Consider the following 19730-nt stretch of genomic DNA (forward strand, 5'->3'; position numbering starts at 1 on the left):
GATGCGGGAGTATATTAACCTTCCTTCCCCTCTTCCTTCCGGTAGAGCAGGAAGAGCGTCTCGCCGTCAACGCTCTCTATGAGCGGACTCAGAACCTCCCTTTTGTCTCCTGTCCTCAGGACGACCCGTTTAGGCCTCTTCTTCAGCTCGACCTCCAGCCGGATGGTGTCCCACTCGAAGGCGGCGGAACGGCTCAGGGGCATGACCCTGCTCCAATCGGGTGTCTCTATAACCACCTCGCCGTTCAGGGGGGGAACCTCAACCGCAACCATGACCCGCCTGTGGCTCCCGCCCTCGATTGATGAATAGGCCATGGCCACGCCGAGAACGAGCAGGAGAACCGGTAGCAATATCCCTGTTGTTGAAAGGCCCAGGGTTCTCCCGAGCCACATGAGCCCCAGAGAGAGGGCAAAGGCCAGCAGGACGACGGGAAGGCCGTAGAGCAGGGTCTTTCCACCGGTTCCCCTCCATCCAAGCCCCCTTAGGACGTTCTCCCAGGTCTCTGCAGTCTCTACGTAGTCGGCGAGTATGCTCAGGGCCATCAGGGCAAAGATGGCCAGGGGGCTGGAGAAGTAGGGGCTCGCCAGTATCGCCTCGCTCAGGTTTCTGTATGCTTCTGGGAAGGCTATTGGGAGGAACTGTGAGAGGGCTATCGAGTAGGGCACCGCGTAAAGAACCGTTGAGAGGAAGACAGTCCCGCTGGCGGAACCCCTGGAGAGGAACGTTCCCAGAAGGATTGTCCCGAAGGCCGCCGCCAGCAGGTAGTCCCCTGGGCGGAACACGTCGGAATACGCCAGAGAGGTAAGGACTATCGCCGGAAGCACCACCGCCAGCTTTACCGCCCTGAAGTTCATCTTATCTCCCCCAGCAGCTTGCTCAGCACCTCTCCAATCTCCTCCCGCCCGGGGAGCCAGCGGACGACGTAAGCTCCGGTGCCCTCCAGCTCCGCCATTATGGCCCGCTTTTCCATCTCGATCAGCGTGCCCGTTTTGGGGTCAAGGGTCGGGTAGACGGAGATGTCCACCACCACGGGTCTGGATTTCCCCCTGTGGACGGCCATTACAGTCAGAACTCCCTTCTTGGTCTCTCCGGCCGTTCTATCGAGCACGTTGGAGACGTATATGACTAGGGGGCTGTACTGGACGAGTATCCTCTTCAGCCTTTCAACGGCGTCGGCAAAGCTTTCCTCTTCGGTTTGAACCCTCTCGAAGTCCATCATCGTCCTGACCATTGTATGAAGCTGTCTCGGCCCCGTTGCCGGCGGCAGGAACTTTCTGGCGCCGAGTAGGTACAGCCCCACATGGTAGTCCTTCCTGAGGAAGCGGTGCGCCATCGACGCGACCAGGTTCATGGCGTGCTCGTAGGGGCTCTCGCTCTCAATCCCTATCTTCATAGCCTCCCTGGCGTCAACTATGAACAGGACCGTCTTCTTGCCCTCTCTCTCGAACTCGTTGACTAGAACCCGTCCCGTCCTCGCGGTGGCCTTCCAGTTTATGAGCTTCATCGGATCGCCGGTCTGGTAGTCCCTTATCTCCTTGAAGTCCGTGGAGATGGGCCCCCTTATCGAGAAGCTTGTTTCAGGAACGCTTATCTTGGCCTTCCTCCGTGTCTCTGCTATCGGAACCGCCCTGATGACTTTGGGGACAGCCCTGAGCCTGAGTTCCTCACCGTAGAGCCCCCAGATGTACCTCGTCCCCAGCGGATTTCTGGTGGTCACCTCGCTCCTCGGCAGCCTGTAGAATCCCCTGAGCATCGGCCGTATCCGGTAGGTGTACTCCGCCTTCAGCGGCTTCAGGCCCTTGAAGAAGACCCCTACGTTGTTCCCCGATGTGAGGGCGACGTTCTTTGGAAGCGGGTCCCTGACGACGACCAGTCCAATCCCCTTCTCCACGGTAACCTCGACCCTGATTTCGACCTCCTCGCCGAGCCTTATCTCGCGCCTTGAGAGCCTTCTCCTCACCCTCACCCCTCTCGGGGGGTCAACGAGCATCGCCAGGGCGAGAAGGGAGAGCGGCACTATGGCTAGGCCTATCATCCCCGGCGAGAGGAATGCCGTCCCAAGGAGCAGTGCCCAGAGGATGTATCCGGTTAGGCTTTTCCTCATTTCTCCCCCGCCTCTTTAGGTACGGGTGTTTTTTCTAGGGCTTCCCTCACAATCTCCTCCCCGCTTATGCCCTCAAACGCGTACTCGGGCTTGACCACAATCCTGTGAGCCAAAGCATCCACCGCGTAAGCCTTAACATCATCCGGCAGAACAAAATCCCGCCCCTCGAGCAAAGCATTAGCCTTAGCCACCTTCATCAAAGCAATGCCCCCACGAGGACTCGGCCCAGCCTCAACCCGCTCATCAGCCCGAGCATTCCGAATTAACTCGGCAATGTACTTCAACAAGTCCCGGCTGATGAAGATTCCCTCCTCAACCAAATCCTGCATGCCCACAAAAGTCTCCCGATCGATCAAAGCCTCCATGTCAACCGTCGGATCATCCCTCCGCCAGGACAAGCGAGCCTCAAGAATGGCAACCTCATCCTCAAGCGATTTCGGATAACCAACGCGGAGCCTGAGGAGGAACCTGTCGAGCTGAGCCTCGGGCAATGGATAAGTCCCCTCGAACTCAATTGGATTCTGAGTCGCAATCACGAAGAACGGCCTCTCCAAAGTAAAAGTCTCACCCTCGATAGTCACCTGCTTCTCCTCCATGGCTTCGAGAAGAGCCGACTGAGTCTTTGGTGGCGCTCGATTAATCTCATCCGCCAGTAGAACGTGCGTGAATATGGGCCCCTTGATGAGCTCAAAGGTTCCGAGGTTTTGACGCCAGACTTTAGTGCCTAAGATGTCTGCTGGGAGCAAGTCTGGCGTGAATTGGACGCGCGTGTACTTCAAGCCCAAAACCTTCCCGAAGGCTTTGGCTAAGAGGGTTTTCCCCAAACCAGGGTAATCCTCGAAGAGCACATTCCCATTCACCAGCGCGGCAGCCAAAGTCTTCCTAACAACAACCTCATTACCAATATACACCCTGGAAATCCTGTCGACGATCTCCTCAAGGGTCTCAAACGCCTCTTTAATCTCCATCATGACTCCCACCCCATGAGCGTTCTCAGTTCCTCAAAAACTTCCTCAACGATTCTAATCCTCCTCTCCAGCTCCCTCCGCTCGTAGGCGTGCCTTATCCAGAGCGGCGTCAGCCGGGAGGTCTGCCTGCCCCTGTAGTCGGCTATCTTTCCTATGAGTGCCTCGAACCGCTTCCTGTCATCGAAGAGCCGAGAGCCGTAGTAGGCTATGAACGCCACCAGTGCCGCCTTCTTTCCGCGCACCACGAAGTCCTCGACGGCTTTACTCGCCTCCGCGAGCTCGGGGCCGAGCTTTTTCACAGTTTTTGCTTCGTGCTTTCTCCACTGGGAAAGGAGGTACGCCTCCGGGTCTTTTTCGCTTATGTAGGAATAGACCATGCTTCCAGCCGCGATGACGCCCAGGAGAAGAACCAGCCACTCCCCGTAGAACACAATCTCCGGGTGGCTCTCGCTCAGGCTTCCCCTCACCGCTGTGTAGAGCCCGAGGATTGCACCGAGGGCGCCGAGCCCGAGCAGGTTCCTCTCAACGGGCTCGGTCCACGGGTACCTCTCGCCGAGCTCGGCTATCGAGTAGCCGAGGAACAGGAAAAGGCCCGCGTAGCTGAAGACGCTCCCAATCGCTCCGAGAGGGGGAAGCCTTGAGACGCCGTAGAGGCCTATCAAAAGCCCCGCCCCCCTGATGAACCGGGGATGGCTCTCCAGTTTCGGTGCCATCACAGAAGTCCCCGCTCCGAACACGATCATGGCCGCGGGAACGTTCCACTCGGTCGGCAGGAAAAGCGCCGCGAGGGTTACTCCAAGGAGCCTGAGGGCGAAGGCTTCGTTGCTGCCCTTTATCGCTCCGGCAACGTCCCCGGCAGTTAAAAACAGGGCGATTATCACTGCAGGCATTAGGAGGGCTTTTAACCATTCCATCTGGGTGGAGAAGGCGTATATGAGCGTCAGGGCACCGATGTATATCGCGATTCTTCCCCAGTTGAACTTAAACAACGCAGCCACCTCCTATTACCTCGAGCACCGAGCGGTAGAACCGTATGAACTCGTCCCGTGAGACCCTCCTCCCGCTGTACTTGGCCTTCTCGAATATCCATGTGAGGGTGTCTACCGGCTCCCACGGGTACATCATGTCCGTGAGGGTCTCAGCTATTTCCCTGGGCGTCAGTTCGTCCACGTCCACCCCCACGCCCTTCGCCCAGGGGAGGAAGCACCTCTCGTAGTACTCCACGACGGCGTCGTTGTAGCTGGGCAGTATCCTAGCTCTGGCGGTCTCCACGAGGTCGCCGCACCTGGCCTCTATCGTGTGGTCTCCCAGCGGCAGGGTCAACCTGAAGTCCCTTCCCTTTCCAACGGGTTTTCCATCTACGTAGAGCTCGGGCTCACCGTCGCACTCTATGCTTATCTCCATGCTCTCGCCCTCCTGGAACAGGGGTATGCCGTTGTTGAATATTATCTTCAGAATCCTATCCCGCCTTCTTTCCTCGGGTTTTCTCTTCACGAGCCTGTATCTGGCCACCAGAGCGCCGATTATCACGATCACACCGATGTAGAACCATGGGATCTTCCGCTTTTTGGAGATTATGACGTAGAACCTCCCGCTGGCGGGCAGGTAGTAGGGGGAGCCGTCGAAGGCAACCGTCACAGTCGCGTTGGTTTCCCTCTCCGGCACGGGGACGTCGAGGGTGGCTATTCCGGAGCCGTTGGTCATCACGCGCATCACAAAGCCGTCCACGCTAACGTTTAAGTATATCCCGCTGACGGGGTCGTTGACCGAATCCACGACCCGGAACTTCAGCCGGGCGGTTTTTTCGCCCCTCGCCTCCGATGTGAGCAGCTCTATCCTCACGGGAGAGACCACAGCAACGGTTATCCGCTTCAGAATGCTGGCGCCGTGTCTGAACTCCACCGACCTCTCGCCGACCGTCTGGAATGGCTCAACGGTGAAATCGAAGCTCCCGTTGACGACGTTGATGGTGTAGGTCTTGCCCGGGAACACGTATGCCTTTAGCGTGGCGTTTTCAATCCCGATAACCCTGCCGCTGATCCTGATGGGCTTTCCGAGTTCGCCGGTTACCCTATCTGGAACGTCGAGTTCAACGGTTGCGAGCCTGACGTTCATGGTTGCCGGGGAATAGTTGGCACTTCCCGGATACTCAAGGGTCAGCGCGTGCTGTTCTATCCCCGGAATCTCCAGCCTCATGGAGAACCTGCCGTCTGTTCTGCTCGTTGCGTTTCCGAGGTACCTCCCGTCCAGGTAGTAGGCGACGGTGGCGTTGGCTATCGGCTCACCAGCACCGTCGATAAGGCTCCCCACCACTGTGACGTTCCCAGGTCGGGCTAAAATCAGCCCGGGGAGCGAAAACTTTGCTAGCCCCTTTATCCTGACCACCAGCGTGGTGCTTGAGAACAGGTACGGATACCCGGGGGGTGCGATGTAGTAGGCCTTCACCTGGCTCGTCATGGGCTTCAGGTATTCGGGAATCCTGATGGGGAGTGAAAACCTGCCGTTCGAGAGGTTGCCGTACCCTATCAGGATATCTCTCTCGCCGTCACTCAGGAGCACCACGATGCTTCCCAGCGGTGGGGCGCTTCCGGTGGAGATTCCGCTCACCGTGCCGTTTATGATGAGAGAATCACCCGCCGTCAGGGTATGGGGGATATCCACACTGATCGCGGTGGATTCCATAACAAAGACCGGGATGTGGAGGGGATACCTCTTTGCGCCGCTCGTCACGGTCATGTTCACAACGTGCCATCCGAGGGGATATCTGAGAGGCGAAGCCAGCCGGACGTATATCCCGGTCTCGCTTCCGGGCGTTCCCCACCAGAACCATGTCTCAACCAGTGGAGAGGTCGTGTTGAGCCTCACGTCCTGGGTGGCGCCCTGTATCGGAAGTCCAAGGATGATCTGGCTCTCCTTGAGGAGGCCAACCGCGGCCTGGTCCGGGATGACGGTTATCTCACCCGGGACTGTAACTGCGGTGAGACGGAGCACCGAGGCCGGTGTTCCCGCCTTCGTGAATGCCCTGACCATGACTGGGTAGTACCCGGGCTCCCCAAAGGGCCCCACAGTCAGGTTGTATATCCCCGACTCGTTGATTACCGCTATCCTACCGAGGGTAGGAACGTCCACGGTGACGCTTGAGTTAGTCCCGCTCGCGACCCTCTCGAACTTCACCGTAACCGTTCCGGAGGAGCCGGTGTCGAGGGTCATCCTCGGCGGCGAGACATCGAGTTCGAAGGGGACGTAAACGTTCTGGTCCGGATGCAGGGGGTCAAAGACCAGCCAGCCGGCGTTCTCAAAGTAAACCTCTGCCCAGAAGTGCCTGTTTTTCTCGGTCACCACCTGGGTCTGGGGGATTGCATCGATGTAGACTCCCTCAACGAGCCTCGCGGGAAGGCCGTTAAGCCTGGCCAGAACCACGAAGGCCGAGGCGAAGTCGTAAGAGCTACCCGCTTTTGACTCGAACAGGAACCATGTCAGCCTGTCTGCACCTGCTGGGGGGGTCGCGTTCTCCACGTGTCTGTAGTTGTTGGCGAGGTATCTGGCTATATCGAGGGCCTTCTCGTAGTCGGAGCGGGAGCCAAGGGTTATGGTCCTGGCCAGCTCCACGAGCAGGGTGTCGTTGGGGGCTGAGAGGTACTCCGTCTGGTTCCCGGCGGTAAGGTTCACCAGATACGGCCAGTCAAATGTGTAGCTGACTGCGGAGAACGAGTATGTGGTCACGTTCAGGGGGGTTCTGAAGAGGTTGTACTCGGGGATGGCCTCTGCCCCGGCACCGTCAACGCGGGTCGTGTAGAGCGACGTGAACAGGTTGCCCCTAAGGGGCAGAAACGATACAACAGTTATTCTGTCACTTTCGCTGTGGTGGGGGACTTTTATCTCAGGGGGGGCAAGGACATTGCTCGGAATCTTAGTGGCGTTTCTGGTCAGCCACCTTCCGTCCACGTAGTCGGTGTAGACGTTGAGCCTGAGGTAGTGGGTGTGCGCCGCTCCGGTGACGAGAAGGACAAAGCGAGGCGATACCGGAATCTCCACCGGCGGCCCGGTTTCGTTGGTTTCGTTTCCGGGCGGAAGTTTTGGTGAGAGTATATCCTCGATGCTCTTGGTTCCGGGGGGTGCCTCGATGAGGGCTGGCCCCAGCACGACGGAGGTAAGGAGGAGGGAGAGCAGTGTGAGGGTGAGAAAGGAGACGTATTTCCGCCTCGCCATGATATTTTCTACTTCTCCCGTGGGTTATATAAGGCTTTTCATTGATGTAAAAGTTTGGTCATCGATGCATCAACCCTCCAAAACCCTTAACTATCGCTGGGTCGTCCTTGGATTGGTGGTGTTATGCAGTTCGAGAAGAAACCCCTCATAGGCATGGTTCACCTGAAGCCCCTTCCGGGTTCCTACCTCTACGACGGGAACATTGATAACGTCATCGAGCTGGCCGTTAATGACGCGAAAACCCTTGAAAAGGCGGGCTTCGATGCGATAATGGTCGAGAACTTCGGTGATGTTCCGTTCCCAAAGTACGTGGACAAGACGACCGTCGCGGCATTCACAGCCGTCGCCAAGGCAATCCGCGACGAGGTGAGCCTGCCCCTGGGAATAAATGTCCTCCGCAACGACGGAATTGCCGCCTATTCCATAGCCTACGCGGTTAAAGCTGACTTCATAAGGGTGAACGTGCTGAGCGGCGTTGCCTACACGGACCAGGGCCTCATGGAGGGCATCGCCCACGAGCTGGCAAGGCTCAGAAAGCTCCTCCCGAGCGGGATAAAGGTCTTCGCGGACGTCCACGTCAAGCACGCCGTCCACTTCTTCGACTTCGAGGACGCGATAAGGGACACCGTCGAGCGCGGTCTCGCCGATGCCATAGTTGTCAGCGGCAGGGCAACCGGAAAGCCCGTTGACGTTGAAAAGCTCGCCCTGGCGAAGAGAGTCTCGCCCGTGCCGGTGGTTGTGGGTTCGGGCACCTCCTACGACAACCTCCATGAGCTCTGGAAGTTTGCGGACGGCTTCATAGTGGGTACGTGGATCAAGCGGGACGGAAAGGTCGAGAACGAGGTCTCGCTTGAGAGGGCGATGAAGCTGGTCGAGCTGGCGAAAAGTCTTCGCCATTGAAGAAAATTTTGTTTACAAAATCCTCACTTGAATTTTCTTTTCCGAAAGTCTTATTACCCATAACTGCGTAATTCGTTGAAAGGATCAACGCAGAGCCTGTCCCGCTTTTCTTTTCCGCGAGATGGTTTTGCCCGGAAGTGATCAGATGCCCTCGGAACCCCTCACGGGCTTGAACGTTTTTGCCCCACTGCTTGGGCTTCTCCTGCTCCTTGGGGCAGTTATAGTTTTCCTCCTGCTCGCGAGGTGGTCTCTGGGGCTCCTTCGGAGGTTGACATGATGTTAAAGAACCTTGCCCTTTTCCTCGGAGTTATGCTCCTACTAGCTTTGCCCGTTTCCGCCTCCCAGTTTCCGGATCGGTTACCCTCGATAACGAAGGAGGAAGCCGAATCCCTCGGTCTGATACTCACCTTCGGCCAGGGTGGGGGAGGCTGGGAGGGTTCAAACTTCGTCAACTTTGTCCAGGACTTCATGTGCGCCAACCACAGCCAGGATGTTACCAACTACATTCGGGTGGCGGCGACCTACTACACCGATAACGAGGCCGTTGAGCTGTTTAATGGGCTCCTCAAAGACTTGCCGAACTACACGGACTACGAGTACGACATGACAGATGACTACGGGCAGAAAATAGGCGTGGAGTTCTGCCACTACGAGTTCGACTCTGGAAGGAACTATGTCAGCCTGAAGTCCTTCTGCGGCAAGAGGTACCTCGACGGAACCGGCTTCACGGGGGTGACCCACACCTACGATGTCCTCGCCAACGACCACTACTTGGTGAGTGCTAAGGTTGAATATCTGGTTGGGGCGAACGCCTGCAACCTTGAGGGCCTTGCCCCGGTTCTGCTCAACCTCTATCTGAGCAGAATCCCCAACAGCACTGTTAGGGTTCCGGTTAACTCATCGGTGGCCGTTCCTGAAAGCCCGGAGGTTCCCCCCAAGGGGTTGAGTCCAGATGCTGCTAAAAGAATGGCGGAAACCAAAGAGGGACTCAAAGCTCTTGGCGAAAAGTGGGGAAGCTTTGTGGTCGTTAAGACACCGAGGGGAGACGTTATCAGGGTAATCAACTCAAACCCGGGCTATTCTGGAGACAGCTCGGCCCTTGGCTGGAAGGCCAAATACTACGGCAACAAGGCCCTCGATACCTTCATCGACCAGGTGGCAAACTACCTCCCCAAACCATTGGGACTCTTCAAGGACTACTTCAAGGCCGACAAGGACGTCAACATCTTCTCCGATAGCGAGGCGGTGAAGAAGACTGCCAAAGACCTGCACGTGGACGAGAAGAGTGCTTCGTTCTACAACGACATGTCGGACATAGAGAACCGCGAGAAGGCTATGTCTCCCTACAAGAACGCCGTTCCATCGAAAATTGAGACGAAGCCGATCGAGGTGGTTCTCAACTCGATGGGAGTTGCCATAAAGAAGACCTTAGCTCAGGACTACAGGTGGGAGTTCGAAACCACCGCGAAGATTGCCATCCGCTACAAGAAGGCCGGCATGAAGTACCGCGACATCATCAGGAACACGATTGACGAAATGAGGGACACCACCACGGGGATGCACAGGGTCAACATGATGAACAGGAACTCCAAGGGCGACTTTAATGACCAAGAGGCAAGGATACGGTTCTACCTCAACAGGCTCTACGAGGAGGGGGTAATATGAAGGGAAAGCTGCTCCTGATATTCCTCCTAATCGCGGGTGCCTACCTGTACCTCAACTGGGACTTTCAGATTCCAGACGACCTGAGTCCCGAGCGGGTTATAGACACGGTCAAAAACCTGACGAACAATATTGGTGAGACATCCACCGCCGCAGAAACTCCTTTCTCCAACGGGACGGAAACCTCGGGCACCGATTTAGCCGGGAACGTCACCGTTATAAACTCCGGTAACTGGACGGTTATACACTTCGAGACGAGCATCATCGACGGGAGCCTTCCCGGCGCCCTCTACACCTTCGCTGAGAAATGGGTAAAAAACGGTTCCGAGAACATCAGGGTCGAGGCCTATTTCGGGGACGAGCCGGTAATCGCGCTGACGGTCAAAAACGGTGACCTCGACAATGCTACCTTCGAGGACATTAGAAGGCCGGAGTTCATGATTGAAAACGACCTGAGCCTCTTCGATGTCCTCGTGCACAACGTGACGGTCACGAACGATACCGCCAGTGTTTCCCTCGAGTATCTGGCTGGGGAGGACTCCTTCTGGAGGGACTACGCCAGGATGAGCCTCGCCATACTGGAGGACGCCCCCTGGGTCGAGAGGGTGGAGATAGTCTACCTCGGTGAGAGGAACGTCAGCTTTTCCGTTTCCAGCAGCGCTCTCCTGAAGGCCCTCTTTGGAGAGCTTTCTCCTGAGGAGTTCGCGAACGCGATAAGCGTCGCTGAAATCCGAAAACCGTGAGGTGATGGGGATGAAAAAATTCGGCATCTTCGTCGTGTTTTTCATTCTTATGGGCTTTTTATTGCCCCTTGCAAGCCCCTCTACCGCGTGGGAGGTAATATACAGTGTCCAGCGTGATAAAACGATGTTTGAAAGCTCATACAACCCTCTGTCTTTCGTCCCTGGAAACGATGGGGACTACTATCTTTTGGGGAGCCACGGGGCCGGACTGGCGGTTTTGGTACACATCTCCCCTATGGGGGAAGCGCTCTGGATGAAGAATTTCAGCTTAAGCCCAAAACTCCCCCTCAATCTTCCCTACGGGCAGTATCAGGGTGTATCTGATATCGCCGTCGGAAAGGACGGCATATACGTGGTTCTGATGACAAACGGCGTCGTTAACGTAACCTATCCAGACGGCTGGCTCAGAGGAGACCCTCTCTTTACCCTGGTCAAGTTCGACTTCTCGGGAAACCCGGTCTGGGCAAGGGCATTCAAGAACTCAAAAGGTGGCTATTCGGGCATCAGGGTTCAGCCTACAGGTGATGGGGTCATAGTGGTCGCTCCAATCTACGCGCACATGCATCATAAAAACCCAGACGACCCATATGACTCAGATTACATAGCCCCTCGCCTTGACGTGGGGGCGGTAAAGTTCGACCCCTCCGGAAACCTGGAGTGGATTCACATCTACGGCAGGGAGGGCATCCACGAGCACGTTATGGTCGTGGGCTTCGACGGGAACGATGTTGTCATAGCCTTCTCCTCGCCCAGTGGCATTCCAGACTTCGGTGTTATGGCCATAGACCCCAAAACTGGAAAGCCGAAATGGGTCAGGGAGTACAGACAGGCGGTAGATGGCGGTGAGCTATGGAAAATGGGGCGCTTCAATAGCCTCTCCGGTGGAAGGCCGATGCTCTACAGCGTCCCGGACGGGTGGCTCTACACCAACGGCCTCCCTGGGAAGTACGATGGGGGCGCTTCGATATGGATGAAGCTCGACAAGAAGGGCAACGTCCTCTGGAGCGGCTTCTGGAACACGAGCCTCCCCAATGGAGAATCTCCAGCTGGCTTTACACTCGCTGACGACGGAAATTACATCTTCTTTGACCCGCTCGTCAAGACATCTCCCTCGGGCGACATTTTGGAGGCCTACTACGACGTCCAGCCTCACAGTCGCTACATAACGCGCGCTGGGAACGGCTTTGCCATCTTCCTTTCCCCTGATAGACTCCTTAAGCTTGGCCCGAACATGGAATTCGCCGGCTGTGACGTCCATCATGTCGAGCAGGGTAGTGAGCTGGTCGCGTGGGTTCCCAACTTCGTGGAGCTTGGAAAGGATGACGTAAAGTTCGTGAAGGTGCCTTTCTACTCTGAGACCAGCTCTGAAGGAACGTTTGAGTTCGACGACCTCCCGATGTGGGAATGGTACAAGATCGCCCAGGTGGAGGTATGGGTTCACGATCATCCGGGCGAGTATTTCCACGTTAAAGAAGTCTGTAACCAGACGGATTCGTCTGTTGGGAGCGAAACTGATGATTCGGGTAGCCCCACCACCTCCAGCCCATCTGCTACCACATCAGGGGGTTCCGGCTTCACAACCCAAAGTCCATCCGGTGGTTCCGGTGGGGAAACTGGCACTGACGGGGGAAGTTCAGTGGAGGTTACCTGCGGGCCGGGTATAATGGCCCTGCTCGCGCTGTTGGTGATCATAATAACGAGGAGGTGATGATATGGGACTGATCAAAAAGCTGATCGTTGGCTTCTTCCTGCTTGTGGTCCTGGGTATGGTCGCTGTCTTCGGCGTCCAGTACTACTACGATACAGCCTACGAAAAGGTTCCGGTCGAGGTTAAGACTGAAACGGTGAGCGGGGATGTCTTCTACCTCAGCCACGTCATTGAGCCTGGCAAGTACTACATAAACGCGAGCAGCGAGGGCACCGTCGAGAAGATAACGATTCTCGACGAGAACGGGGACGTTCTAACGGAGTCGGAAACAGGCAGTTTGATCTACGGCTCAAGCAAGCCCTTCCAGGTCAGGGTGGACTATAAGGCCCCGCTAAACGTCGATTCCTACAAGGTCAGCGTTGGGATATACCGGCTGGAAAAGAAGTGAGACTTTTGTTTTCCATACAAAAACTGGAGGAATGAGAATGAGGAAACCCGTCTTTGCCCTGCTGGCGGTGGTCCTTCTGGTCATCGCCGCTGGCTGTGAAAATCCGGAGGCGAATGTGAGGACTGAGAAGACCCTCACGATAAACGATGTAACGGTGCACTACTCCGGCGACGTATCGCTCTCGCAGGCCAAGGCGCTCATTGACTTCGTTGGAGAGACCTTTCAGATAACCGGGGAGACGGACGTCTATCTGAGCAGGAGCGGTGACGCTTACACCGTCGAGGTGACCACACCTTACACAAGTCCGGACCAGATAGACGATGCCACGAAGTTCTACGTGGAGATGATGGCCTCGAAGATGTCGCAGGACGTGTTCGGGGGCGCTAAATCGATCCTGAAGCTCGTAACGGACGAGAGGAACGAGCTCTTCTCCGCGGAGAGCAGGTACTCGTACGTGAACTCCGGCACCATATACGTGTGGTACGCTGACGCTGGTGAGGATAAGGCGAAGGCCGTCCTTGACTACGCCGTCTCGCTCGTCGGCGAGGGGCCGTGGGACATAATTCTCGAAGGGAGCAATCCCTACGACGTGAAGGCTGTGAGCTCCTTTGAGAGCAGGGACGAGATAGGCGACGCCGAAAACGCGTATAAGCAGATGGCATCCGACCTGTCCCAGAAACTTGGCGGGGACGTGGTTATCCACGTACTGAACCCCGAGGGGAAGGAGATAGCGGTCTTCAGCAGCTGAAGGCTTGGAACCTTTTCCCTCCCTCGTTAATTTTTCCATTCCTTTGATGTGAGAAAACGTTATATTTTCCGTCTCCCAACGCGTACCATAATTCTCACGGGTGAGATTCATGGGAAGGTACTTCGGAACCAGCGGGATTCGAGAGGTCGTCAACGAAAGACTCACCCCCGAGCTTGCCCTCAACATTGGCAGGGCCCTGGGGACTTACCTCGGCGGAGGAACGGTCGTCGTCGGCATGGACACGAGGACGAGCGGTGAGATGCTGAAAAGGGCTTTAATAAGCGGGCTTCTTTCGGCGGGAATAGATGTTATAGACATCGGCCTCGCGCCCACGCCCCTGACGGGCTTCGCCATCAAGCTCTACGGGGCAGAGGCAGGTGTTACAATAACGGCCAGCCACAACCCGCCGGAGTACAACGGCATAAAGGTGTGGCAGGCCAACGGAATGGCCTACACCCCCGAAATGGAGAACGAGCTTGAGGGAATCCTCGAATCCGGGAACTTCAAAAAGGCCCCCTGGAACGAGATTGGAAGCCTCAGGAAGGCCGACCCGAGAGGGGAGTACATAGAGGCCGCCCTTGAGATGGTTCACCTGGACGATTCATATACCGTCGTCCTCGACACAGGAAACGGTGCTGGCTCCCTCCTGAGTCCCTACCTGCAGAGAGAGCTTAGCAACAGGGTTATCTCGCTCAACTCCCACCCGAGCGGGTTCTTTGTGAGGGAGCTTGAGCCGAACGCGGAGAGCCTCTCAGCCCTTGCAAAGACTGTGAGGGCCATGAAGGCCGACGTCGGCATAGCGCACGACGGCGATGCCGACAGGATTGGCGTCGTTGATGACGAGGGCAACTTTGTGGAATACGAGGTCATGCTCTCGCTTATAGCCGGCTACATGCTAAGGAAGTTCGGGAAGGGGAGGATAGTTACGACAGTTGATGCTGGCTTCGCCCTCGACGACTACGTGAGGCCCCTGGGCGGGGTGGTCATAAGAACGCGCGTTGGGGACGTTGCCGTCGCTGATGAATTAGCCAGGCACGGAGGGGTATTCGGCGGTGAGCCGAGCGGGACGTGGATAATGCCGGAGTGGAACCTCACCCCAGACGGCATCTTCGCCGGGGCTCTGGTTCTTGAGATGATTGACAGGTTAGGCCCGCTGAGTGAACTCGCCAAAGAAGTCCCGCGCTACGTGACCCTTCGCGCCAAGATACCCTGCCCCAACGAGAAGAAGGCCAGAGCGATGGAGATCATAGCGAGAGAAGCGCTCCAGAGCTTCGACTACGAAAGGCTCATAGACATAGACGGGGTCAGGATTGAAAACTCCGACTGGTGGATCCTCTTCCGTCCAAGCGGGACGGAGCCGATAATGCGCATAACTCTGGAGGCCCACACCGAAGAGAAGGCCAGAGCTTTGATGGAGAAGGCGGAGAGGCTGGTGAGGGGGGCGATTGAGAGGGCATGATGGCTTCAAATTCCTGGTTCTCCGTGTTATTCCTGATTTAGGACATTCCTCAGCTCCTCGATGCTCCCCTCCACCTCATCCTTATCGAACTCGATGTAGGTTCCCTCCGGGAAGCGCGCCATGAGTATCTCGAAGAGTATCCCGGGCAGGTTCACCAGCCGGAAGTTTTGTTCCTCGACTATCTCCTTCGAGCGGCCCAGTCGCTCCTCCTTGCTCAGGTAGAAGAACTCCTGCATCGCTCTGTAAGGATAGTTATCCGGGTTGCTTGAGCTCGTGTGGAAGACTCCGCAGGTCGGGGAGCCCTTGACCCCAACGAAAACGATCTTCTCGGGCTTTTCCTCGGTCAGGACCCTTCCTATGAAGTCGGCTATCACCTTCGCCCTTTCGTGCATGCCCAGCCTCTCGTAAACTTCCCTGCTCGCCGGTGCCCGCGGCCAGCCGATGAGCTCGTATTCGGGGCAGGGATAAGCCAGAACCTGCCAGTTTTCATCGAGCTCTCCAATCAGCTCCCTCAAAAGTTTTGCAGTCTCGTACTCCTTCTCCTTAGCTCCCCGGTAGACGTAGAATGGACTCAGCAGACAGGGTGCGATGATGAGGAGGTTCATCTTACTCACCCAGCACTATTTTTGCGAGGTCGTTGGGCGTGAGTGTTTGGACTTCACTCCCTTTTAGTCCTTCCCTGAGCTTTTTGTCCCCCGTTGCGAGAGGGACGTTAAAAGACAAAGCAAGCGCCACGTACGGAACGTCTTTCGGGTCGGGTGTTATTTCAATCGCCCTCTGAAGGAAAGGTTTAATCTCCTCCTCTGGAACCGTCAAAGTCTGGCTCTTGATGATTTCAAACATCTCTGAAAGTTCACTCTCGCTCAGTTTTGTTGAGAGTAAAATCTTTCTCCACTTGCCCCCGATTTCCTCCCAGAAGAATTCGGGGACGAGAAAAGTAGCCCTCTTAACAACGTAGTTCCAGGCGAAAATTAAGTGAACCCTACCCCTGCTGTGGAGCGCTGAGAAAACAAGGTTGAAATCAAGTGCGATTTCCATCTAAATAACCCCGTATCTCTTTGCGAGGTCTCGCTTGAGATCTTCTGCAAGATTTTCAGCCTCTTCCTCGGTCAGTTCGCTTTTGTCGGCCAGTTTGATAAATCTGCTGGCCTTCTGGATTCTCCCCTCTATCTCCTTGATTGTCTCAAGCTCTATTCTTTTTCTCAGCGCGGGGGTGAGGTATCTCTCAATCTCGTCGGGAATCTTTACAACTATCTCTCCCATCTTCCCACCGTTCATGAATTGTTCCAATTCCCTTTAAACCTTCCCCGCGATGTGTTCAATAATCCCCTTCACCCTCTCCCTCAGCTCCTCCAGGGTTCCCTCGTTGACTATGATGTAGTCCGCTAACCCCTTCAGCTCGCTCGTGTGATACAGCCGCTCCTCGGCGTCGTCCATCGCCTTGAAGTCCTCGAATCTCTTGATGCCCTTGTCCTTGCTCGCCTTTCTCTTTATAAGGCGCTCGAACCTTACCTCCGGGCTTGCCTCGACGTAGATGACCTTTCCGCCGAGTCTCTTCACAGCTTTTATCTCCCCCTCCGAGCGGACGCCGTCTATGACGATGTTCTTGCAGTGCCTCATCTTGTCGACGGCGAGCCTTATGAGTATGTCCTCGCCGTAGGTCTCCTTGAGGTACTTCCCGAACTCTATGAGCCTGTCCCGAGTCGGTTCGGCCTTCTCCGGCAGCTCTGGAATCCACGAGTAGTCCGAGACGTTGTGGGTCAGCAAATCAATCAGCGGGTCGCTGCAGGAAACCCTGCAGAAGCCTTTCTCCTCGAAGAACTTTGCAACCGTTGTCTTTCCAGCGGCTATCTTTCCAACGACACCGACTATCATCTCTTCCACATCCTCCAGATTAGATTCGCCCCGTCAGTCGATTCCATAAGCCCCTCGTAGGTCAGGGAAGTTACGAACCTGATCAACGCCGTTTTGTCATAAACGGTCGGCATGTCAAAGCCGAACAGGTACTTCAGCTCGAAGAAGCCTATGTGAAGTAGCCGGAATGGGTTGAGGAGATAAACCCCTCTTTCGAGCCTTAGGCCGAAGGGAAAGTCCGCCAGGATGAGCTTTGCCCCGCGCTCCTCCGCAATCCCGATAAGTTTCCCCTCGTTAGGGAAGAACAGTTCCTCCGGTTCGGCCTCTATCGGCTCATACTTCAGCCTTGGGAACGCGTACCTGATTCCAACGGCATCGTGGGGAAGTTTCAGCCTCTCGGCAAAGCCCAGCAGGGCTTTCGCGTTGAAGCTCATGAAGACGAGCGTTTTGATGTCACCTTTAACTTCCGGCCATTTCCTCGGTGGGAACCTCTTCTCCACCTCGATTATCGGGAGGAGGAACTCAAGCTCCGTCCCCTTAACAAGCCTTTCGGCTTCCTCTAATTTCTTCCTTTTTATCTCCAGATCGAGGTTTGAGTAGACGGTGACCTGTCTGACTCCAAGCCTCTCGCGGAGCTTCCCGATGACGAAGCTGTTGCCTATGACGACGCTCTTGTCGGTTCTGTCGTGGGCGATTATGAAGAGCTTGTCTTCCCCCTCGTCGTAGCGAACCTCGTCTATCCTGAACGGGCTGTCGGGAAAGCCGTTCTCACGCCTTATCTCCCTGACAAGCTCTGATATTCTCTCGACCGTAAACATAGTCCCTCCCAAGGTATCTCCAGGGCTCTGCTTTTAAGGGTTCTTTTTGAATTCCTGGGCGAATATTCCAAATATGGAACAAAAATTTATAAATTATGGAACAAAAACCCGCACCGGGGTTTGACCATGAGGATGAGTTCAAGGGAGATAGCCCTAATCGGAATGATGCTCGGCCTTTCGCTCATGTTGGAGGTTATCCCAGTGGAGATGCCCACCGTATGGGGCATGAAAATAGACCTCGTAGCGGTTCCCATAATAATGGCCTACCTCCTCACGGGATTCGCCGGAGGTATAATCGCGGTATTCCTGCTGTTCGTGGGGCTGGGGCTCATATCCTCGGCAAGCTGGCTGGGCGGTATGATGAAGGCCACCGCAACCTTCAGCGTCCTCATTGGGCTGGAGGTATCCAGACGGCTCACCCGCTTTGACTTCGAGAACGCGGGCGGAAGGAGAACCGTGGCCTTTGCGGTTCTGGCTTTCCTGATAGGCATCGCGGTTAGGGTCCCCCTGATGGTGGCACTCAACTACTACGTGGCCCTTGAGATATGGCTGGGCGTTCCCCCGGAGAAGGTTGTCGAGACGGTTGAGGCATGGACTGGAGTTCCCTTCTGGGTTGCCATCGGCCTGCCCAACGTCATCCAGAGCGCCATCGACGTCTTTGTTGGATTGGCCGCCACAATACCTGTGCTGAGGCGCGTTCCACACCTGCTGAAGTGAAAGACGAAAATTTAGAAAAGGGCTCAGAGATTGCCCAGTATCTCCTCTTCTTCCATCGTCCTCTCGCAGTAGTGGCAGCGCACCTTTAGGGGCTCCCTTGAGACGACATAGAACTTTGAAACGGTGTACTCATGGTTGCTGACGCAGTTTGGATTGGCACAGCGGAGGATTCCGGTTATCTCATCGGGAATCCCGACCTTGAACTTCTCAGCCACCATGTAGTCCCGCACTATGTTGACGGTGGCAGTTGGAGCGATAAGGGCTATCTTGTTGACCTCCTCCTCGCTCAGGAATTTTCCTTCTATCTTGACGATGTCCTTCCTTCCGAGCTTTCCGCTGTGGACGTTCGAGGCGAGAAGAAGAACTCCTCCGTTTGGCCTATTTAGGCGGAGTATCTCGATGACCTTCAGCCCCTTTCCGGCCGGGATGTGGTCTATGACGGTTCCTTCTCTGATGGCGGTAACCTTGAGCTCGGCCATTCACAGCACCCCCAGCGTTAACCCCAGAAGGGCCATTCTGACTGGCACGCCGGAGAAGACCTGTCTGAAGTAGAGCGCGTGCTCCGTCCTGTCAACTTCAGGGTGTATCTCGTCGACCCTCGGGAGTGGGTGCATTATCCTGAGGCTTTCCTTTGCTCTCTTCAGAACCGCGCAGTTGACCTGGTAGCTGCCCTTGACCTTGAGGTACTCCTGTTCGTCCGGGAAGCGCTCGCGCTGGATTCTGGTAACGTAGAGAACGTCCAGCTCCGGAATCGTTCCCTCCAGGTCGGTCGTCTCGTGGATTCTGATCTTCTCGCGAAGCTCTTCAACTATATGCTTCGGCATCCTCAAAAGCTCCGGCGAAATCAGGTACAGCTCGACGTCGTAGAATGCCAGAGCCTCGGCTAAGCTGTGGACGGTTCTCCCGTACTTGAGGTCACCGAGCAGGCCTATGGTCAGGCCGTCTATCCTCCCGAAGGCGCGCTTTATCGTGTAGAGGTCGAGTAGAGTTTGTGTTGGGTGCTGGTTGCTACCGTCACCGGCGTTGATGACTGGAATCTCAGCCACCTCCGCGGCTAGTCTCGCCGCTCCCTCCATCAAATGGCGTATAACTATTACGTCGCTGTACTGCTCGACCGTCTTTATCGTATCGGCCAGGCTCTCGCCCTTCTTGACGCTTGTGCTTGACGCTGATGAGAACCCTATGACCGAACCCCCGAGGCGGTGCATGGCGCTCTCGAAGCTTAGGCGGGTTCTCGTTGACGGCTCGAAGAAAAGCGTCGCGAGGATTTTTCCCTTCGCGTAGTCGAGCGGGCCATTCTTGAGCTCATCCTCAAGCCTTTCGGCGACCTTCAAAACGAACTCAATATCCTCTTTGGAGAAGTCCCTAACGCTTATCACGTCGCGTCCTTTCCAGTCCATAGAAGCCCTTCCGATGTAAAAATCGATGGGTTTTTAAACGTTTTTTGACATA

At 55.9% G+C, this 19730-nt stretch carries 21 protein-coding genes; 9 read left to right on the top strand and 12 right to left on the bottom strand.

Translation table 11 applies throughout. The annotated features are described in order from the left end of the window. Nucleotides 1–14: 14 nt before the first annotated feature. Genes NUS69_RS10310 through NUS69_RS10330 form a run of 5 tightly spaced genes read right to left on the bottom strand, consistent with a single transcriptional unit; the run spans nt 15 to nt 7281 of the window. Nucleotides 15–854: a hypothetical protein gene (locus tag NUS69_RS10310; protein WP_258083657.1), complete on the bottom strand. Its 840-nt coding sequence runs from the start codon at nt 852–854 to the stop codon at nt 15–17. Further along, complete coding sequence (locus NUS69_RS10315) at nt 851–2104, bottom strand: DUF58 domain-containing protein (protein ID WP_258083658.1); 1254 nt, start codon at nt 2102–2104, stop codon at nt 851–853. Before NUS69_RS10315 ends, NUS69_RS10310 begins: the two co-directional genes overlap by 4 nt. After that, nucleotides 2101–3075, bottom strand: a complete 975-nt coding sequence (locus tag NUS69_RS10320) for an AAA family ATPase (RefSeq protein ID WP_258083659.1) — start codon at nt 3073–3075, stop codon at nt 2101–2103. Before NUS69_RS10320 ends, NUS69_RS10315 begins: the two co-directional genes overlap by 4 nt. Continuing rightward, entirely contained in the window at nt 3072–4070 is a 999-nt protein-coding gene (locus tag NUS69_RS10325; protein WP_258083660.1) for a hypothetical protein, read from the bottom strand. Before NUS69_RS10325 ends, NUS69_RS10320 begins: the two co-directional genes overlap by 4 nt. Beyond that, nucleotides 4054–7281, bottom strand: a complete 3228-nt coding sequence (locus tag NUS69_RS10330) for a transglutaminase domain-containing protein (protein ID WP_258083661.1) — start codon at nt 7279–7281, stop codon at nt 4054–4056. The genes NUS69_RS10325 and NUS69_RS10330 overlap by 17 nt, the downstream gene beginning before the upstream one ends. Before the next feature lie 123 nt (nt 7282–7404). On the opposite strand from NUS69_RS10330, the gene NUS69_RS10335 reads away from it, so the two are divergent. The 8 genes from NUS69_RS10335 (at nt 7405) to glmM (ending at nt 14889) form a co-directional block, all read left to right on the top strand. Then, complete coding sequence (locus tag NUS69_RS10335; protein WP_258083662.1) at nt 7405–8181, top strand: BtpA/SgcQ family protein; 777 nt, start codon at nt 7405–7407, stop codon at nt 8179–8181. 145 nt (nt 8182–8326) lie between these two features. Then, nucleotides 8327–8458, top strand: a complete 132-nt coding sequence (locus tag NUS69_RS10340) for a hypothetical protein (protein WP_258083663.1) — start codon at nt 8327–8329, stop codon at nt 8456–8458. Beyond that, nucleotides 8455–9846: a hypothetical protein gene (locus NUS69_RS10345; protein ID WP_258083664.1), complete on the top strand. Its 1392-nt coding sequence runs from the start codon at nt 8455–8457 to the stop codon at nt 9844–9846. Before NUS69_RS10340 ends, NUS69_RS10345 begins: the two co-directional genes overlap by 4 nt. Then, nucleotides 9843–10586: a hypothetical protein gene (locus NUS69_RS10350; RefSeq protein WP_258083665.1), complete on the top strand. Its 744-nt coding sequence runs from the start codon at nt 9843–9845 to the stop codon at nt 10584–10586. The genes NUS69_RS10345 and NUS69_RS10350 overlap by 4 nt, the downstream gene beginning before the upstream one ends. Nucleotides 10587–10590: 4 nt before the next feature. After that, nucleotides 10591–12294: a CGP-CTERM sorting domain-containing protein gene (locus NUS69_RS10355; protein ID WP_258083666.1), complete on the top strand. Its 1704-nt coding sequence runs from the start codon at nt 10591–10593 to the stop codon at nt 12292–12294. 4 nt (nt 12295–12298) lie between these two features. Continuing rightward, nucleotides 12299–12682 carry a hypothetical protein gene (locus NUS69_RS10360; protein WP_258083667.1) on the top strand — a complete coding sequence of 128 codons (384 nt, stop codon included), beginning with the start codon at nt 12299–12301 and terminating at the stop codon, nt 12680–12682. A 31-nt stretch (nt 12683–12713) separates the two neighbouring features. After that, nucleotides 12714–13430 (top strand): hypothetical protein, encoded by a 717-nt coding sequence (locus tag NUS69_RS10365; RefSeq protein WP_258083668.1) that lies wholly within the window; start codon nt 12714–12716, stop codon nt 13428–13430. 109 nt (nt 13431–13539) lie between these two features. After that, a complete protein-coding gene (glmM, locus tag NUS69_RS10370) occupies nt 13540–14889 on the top strand; it encodes a phosphoglucosamine mutase (RefSeq protein ID WP_258083669.1) in 1350 nt (449 codons plus the stop codon). Nucleotides 14890–14915: 26 nt separating this feature from the next. Here glmM and NUS69_RS10375 read toward each other — a convergent pair whose 3' ends face one another. Genes NUS69_RS10375 through NUS69_RS10395 form a run of 5 tightly spaced genes read right to left on the bottom strand, consistent with a single transcriptional unit; the run spans nt 14916 to nt 17561 of the window. After that, nucleotides 14916–15494, bottom strand: a complete 579-nt coding sequence (locus tag NUS69_RS10375) for a hypothetical protein (RefSeq protein WP_258083670.1) — start codon at nt 15492–15494, stop codon at nt 14916–14918. Between the two features lies 1 nt (nt 15495). Next, nucleotides 15496–15927 (bottom strand): PIN domain-containing protein, encoded by a 432-nt coding sequence (locus NUS69_RS10380; protein WP_258083671.1) that lies wholly within the window; start codon nt 15925–15927, stop codon nt 15496–15498. Next, nucleotides 15928–16152, bottom strand: a complete 225-nt coding sequence (locus NUS69_RS10385) for a zinc ribbon-containing protein (RefSeq protein ID WP_258083672.1) — start codon at nt 16150–16152, stop codon at nt 15928–15930. It lies immediately after the preceding gene. A gap of 33 nt (nt 16153–16185) precedes the next feature. Beyond that, nucleotides 16186–16764, bottom strand: coding sequence for an AAA family ATPase (locus tag NUS69_RS10390; protein ID WP_258085101.1), 579 nt, complete (start codon nt 16762–16764; stop codon nt 16186–16188). Next, nucleotides 16761–17561, bottom strand: a complete 801-nt coding sequence (locus NUS69_RS10395) for a hypothetical protein (RefSeq protein WP_258085102.1) — start codon at nt 17559–17561, stop codon at nt 16761–16763. Before NUS69_RS10395 ends, NUS69_RS10390 begins: the two co-directional genes overlap by 4 nt. 126 nt (nt 17562–17687) lie before the next feature. Between NUS69_RS10395 and NUS69_RS10400 the strand changes: the two genes are divergently transcribed. Further along, a complete protein-coding gene (locus tag NUS69_RS10400; protein ID WP_258083673.1) occupies nt 17688–18278 on the top strand; it encodes an ECF transporter S component in 591 nt (196 codons plus the stop codon). Nucleotides 18279–18301: 23 nt separating this feature from the next. On the opposite strand, the gene pyrI is transcribed toward NUS69_RS10400, so the two are convergent. After that, on the bottom strand, nt 18302–18757 hold the full coding sequence (pyrI, locus tag NUS69_RS10405) for an aspartate carbamoyltransferase regulatory subunit (protein WP_258083674.1): 456 nt from the start codon (nt 18755–18757) through the stop codon (nt 18302–18304). Then, on the bottom strand, nt 18758–19678 hold the full coding sequence (gene pyrB, locus NUS69_RS10410) for an aspartate carbamoyltransferase (protein WP_258083675.1): 921 nt from the start codon (nt 19676–19678) through the stop codon (nt 18758–18760). Nucleotides 19679–19730: the final 52 nt, after the last annotated feature.

It is taken from the genome of Thermococcus thermotolerans (assembly GCF_024707485.1).
Lineage (GTDB): Archaea > Methanobacteriota_B > Thermococci > Thermococcales > Thermococcaceae > Thermococcus > Thermococcus thermotolerans.

Coding starts and splice junctions, on each gene's coding strand:
- NUS69_RS10310 (WP_258083657.1), bottom strand. CDS start 854: ATGAACTTCAGGGCGGTAAAGCTGGCGGTGGTGCTTCCGGCGATAGTC.
- NUS69_RS10315 (WP_258083658.1), bottom strand. CDS start 2,104: ATGAGGAAAAGCCTAACCGGATACATCCTCTGGGCACTGCTCCTTGGG.
- NUS69_RS10320 (WP_258083659.1), bottom strand. CDS start 3,075: ATGATGGAGATTAAAGAGGCGTTTGAGACCCTTGAGGAGATCGTCGAC.
- NUS69_RS10330 (WP_258083661.1), bottom strand. CDS start 7,281: ATGGCGAGGCGGAAATACGTCTCCTTTCTCACCCTCACACTGCTCTCC.
- NUS69_RS10335 (WP_258083662.1), top strand. CDS start 7,405: ATGCAGTTCGAGAAGAAACCCCTCATAGGCATGGTTCACCTGAAGCCC.
- NUS69_RS10340 (WP_258083663.1), top strand. CDS start 8,327: ATGCCCTCGGAACCCCTCACGGGCTTGAACGTTTTTGCCCCACTGCTT.
- NUS69_RS10345 (WP_258083664.1), top strand. CDS start 8,455: ATGATGTTAAAGAACCTTGCCCTTTTCCTCGGAGTTATGCTCCTACTA.
- NUS69_RS10350 (WP_258083665.1), top strand. CDS start 9,843: ATGAAGGGAAAGCTGCTCCTGATATTCCTCCTAATCGCGGGTGCCTAC.
- NUS69_RS10355 (WP_258083666.1), top strand. CDS start 10,591: ATGGGGATGAAAAAATTCGGCATCTTCGTCGTGTTTTTCATTCTTATG.
- NUS69_RS10360 (WP_258083667.1), top strand. CDS start 12,299: ATGGGACTGATCAAAAAGCTGATCGTTGGCTTCTTCCTGCTTGTGGTC.
- NUS69_RS10365 (WP_258083668.1), top strand. CDS start 12,714: ATGAGAATGAGGAAACCCGTCTTTGCCCTGCTGGCGGTGGTCCTTCTG.
- glmM (WP_258083669.1), top strand. CDS start 13,540: ATGGGAAGGTACTTCGGAACCAGCGGGATTCGAGAGGTCGTCAACGAA.
- NUS69_RS10375 (WP_258083670.1), bottom strand. CDS start 15,494: ATGAACCTCCTCATCATCGCACCCTGTCTGCTGAGTCCATTCTACGTC.
- NUS69_RS10380 (WP_258083671.1), bottom strand. CDS start 15,927: ATGGAAATCGCACTTGATTTCAACCTTGTTTTCTCAGCGCTCCACAGC.
- NUS69_RS10385 (WP_258083672.1), bottom strand. CDS start 16,152: ATGGGAGAGATAGTTGTAAAGATTCCCGACGAGATTGAGAGATACCTC.
- NUS69_RS10390 (WP_258085101.1), bottom strand. CDS start 16,764: ATGATAGTCGGTGTCGTTGGAAAGATAGCCGCTGGAAAGACAACGGTT.
- NUS69_RS10395 (WP_258085102.1), bottom strand. CDS start 17,561: ATGTTTACGGTCGAGAGAATATCAGAGCTTGTCAGGGAGATAAGGCGT.
- NUS69_RS10400 (WP_258083673.1), top strand. CDS start 17,688: ATGAGGATGAGTTCAAGGGAGATAGCCCTAATCGGAATGATGCTCGGC.
- pyrI (WP_258083674.1), bottom strand. CDS start 18,757: ATGGCCGAGCTCAAGGTTACCGCCATCAGAGAAGGAACCGTCATAGAC.
- pyrB (WP_258083675.1), bottom strand. CDS start 19,678: ATGGACTGGAAAGGACGCGACGTGATAAGCGTTAGGGACTTCTCCAAA.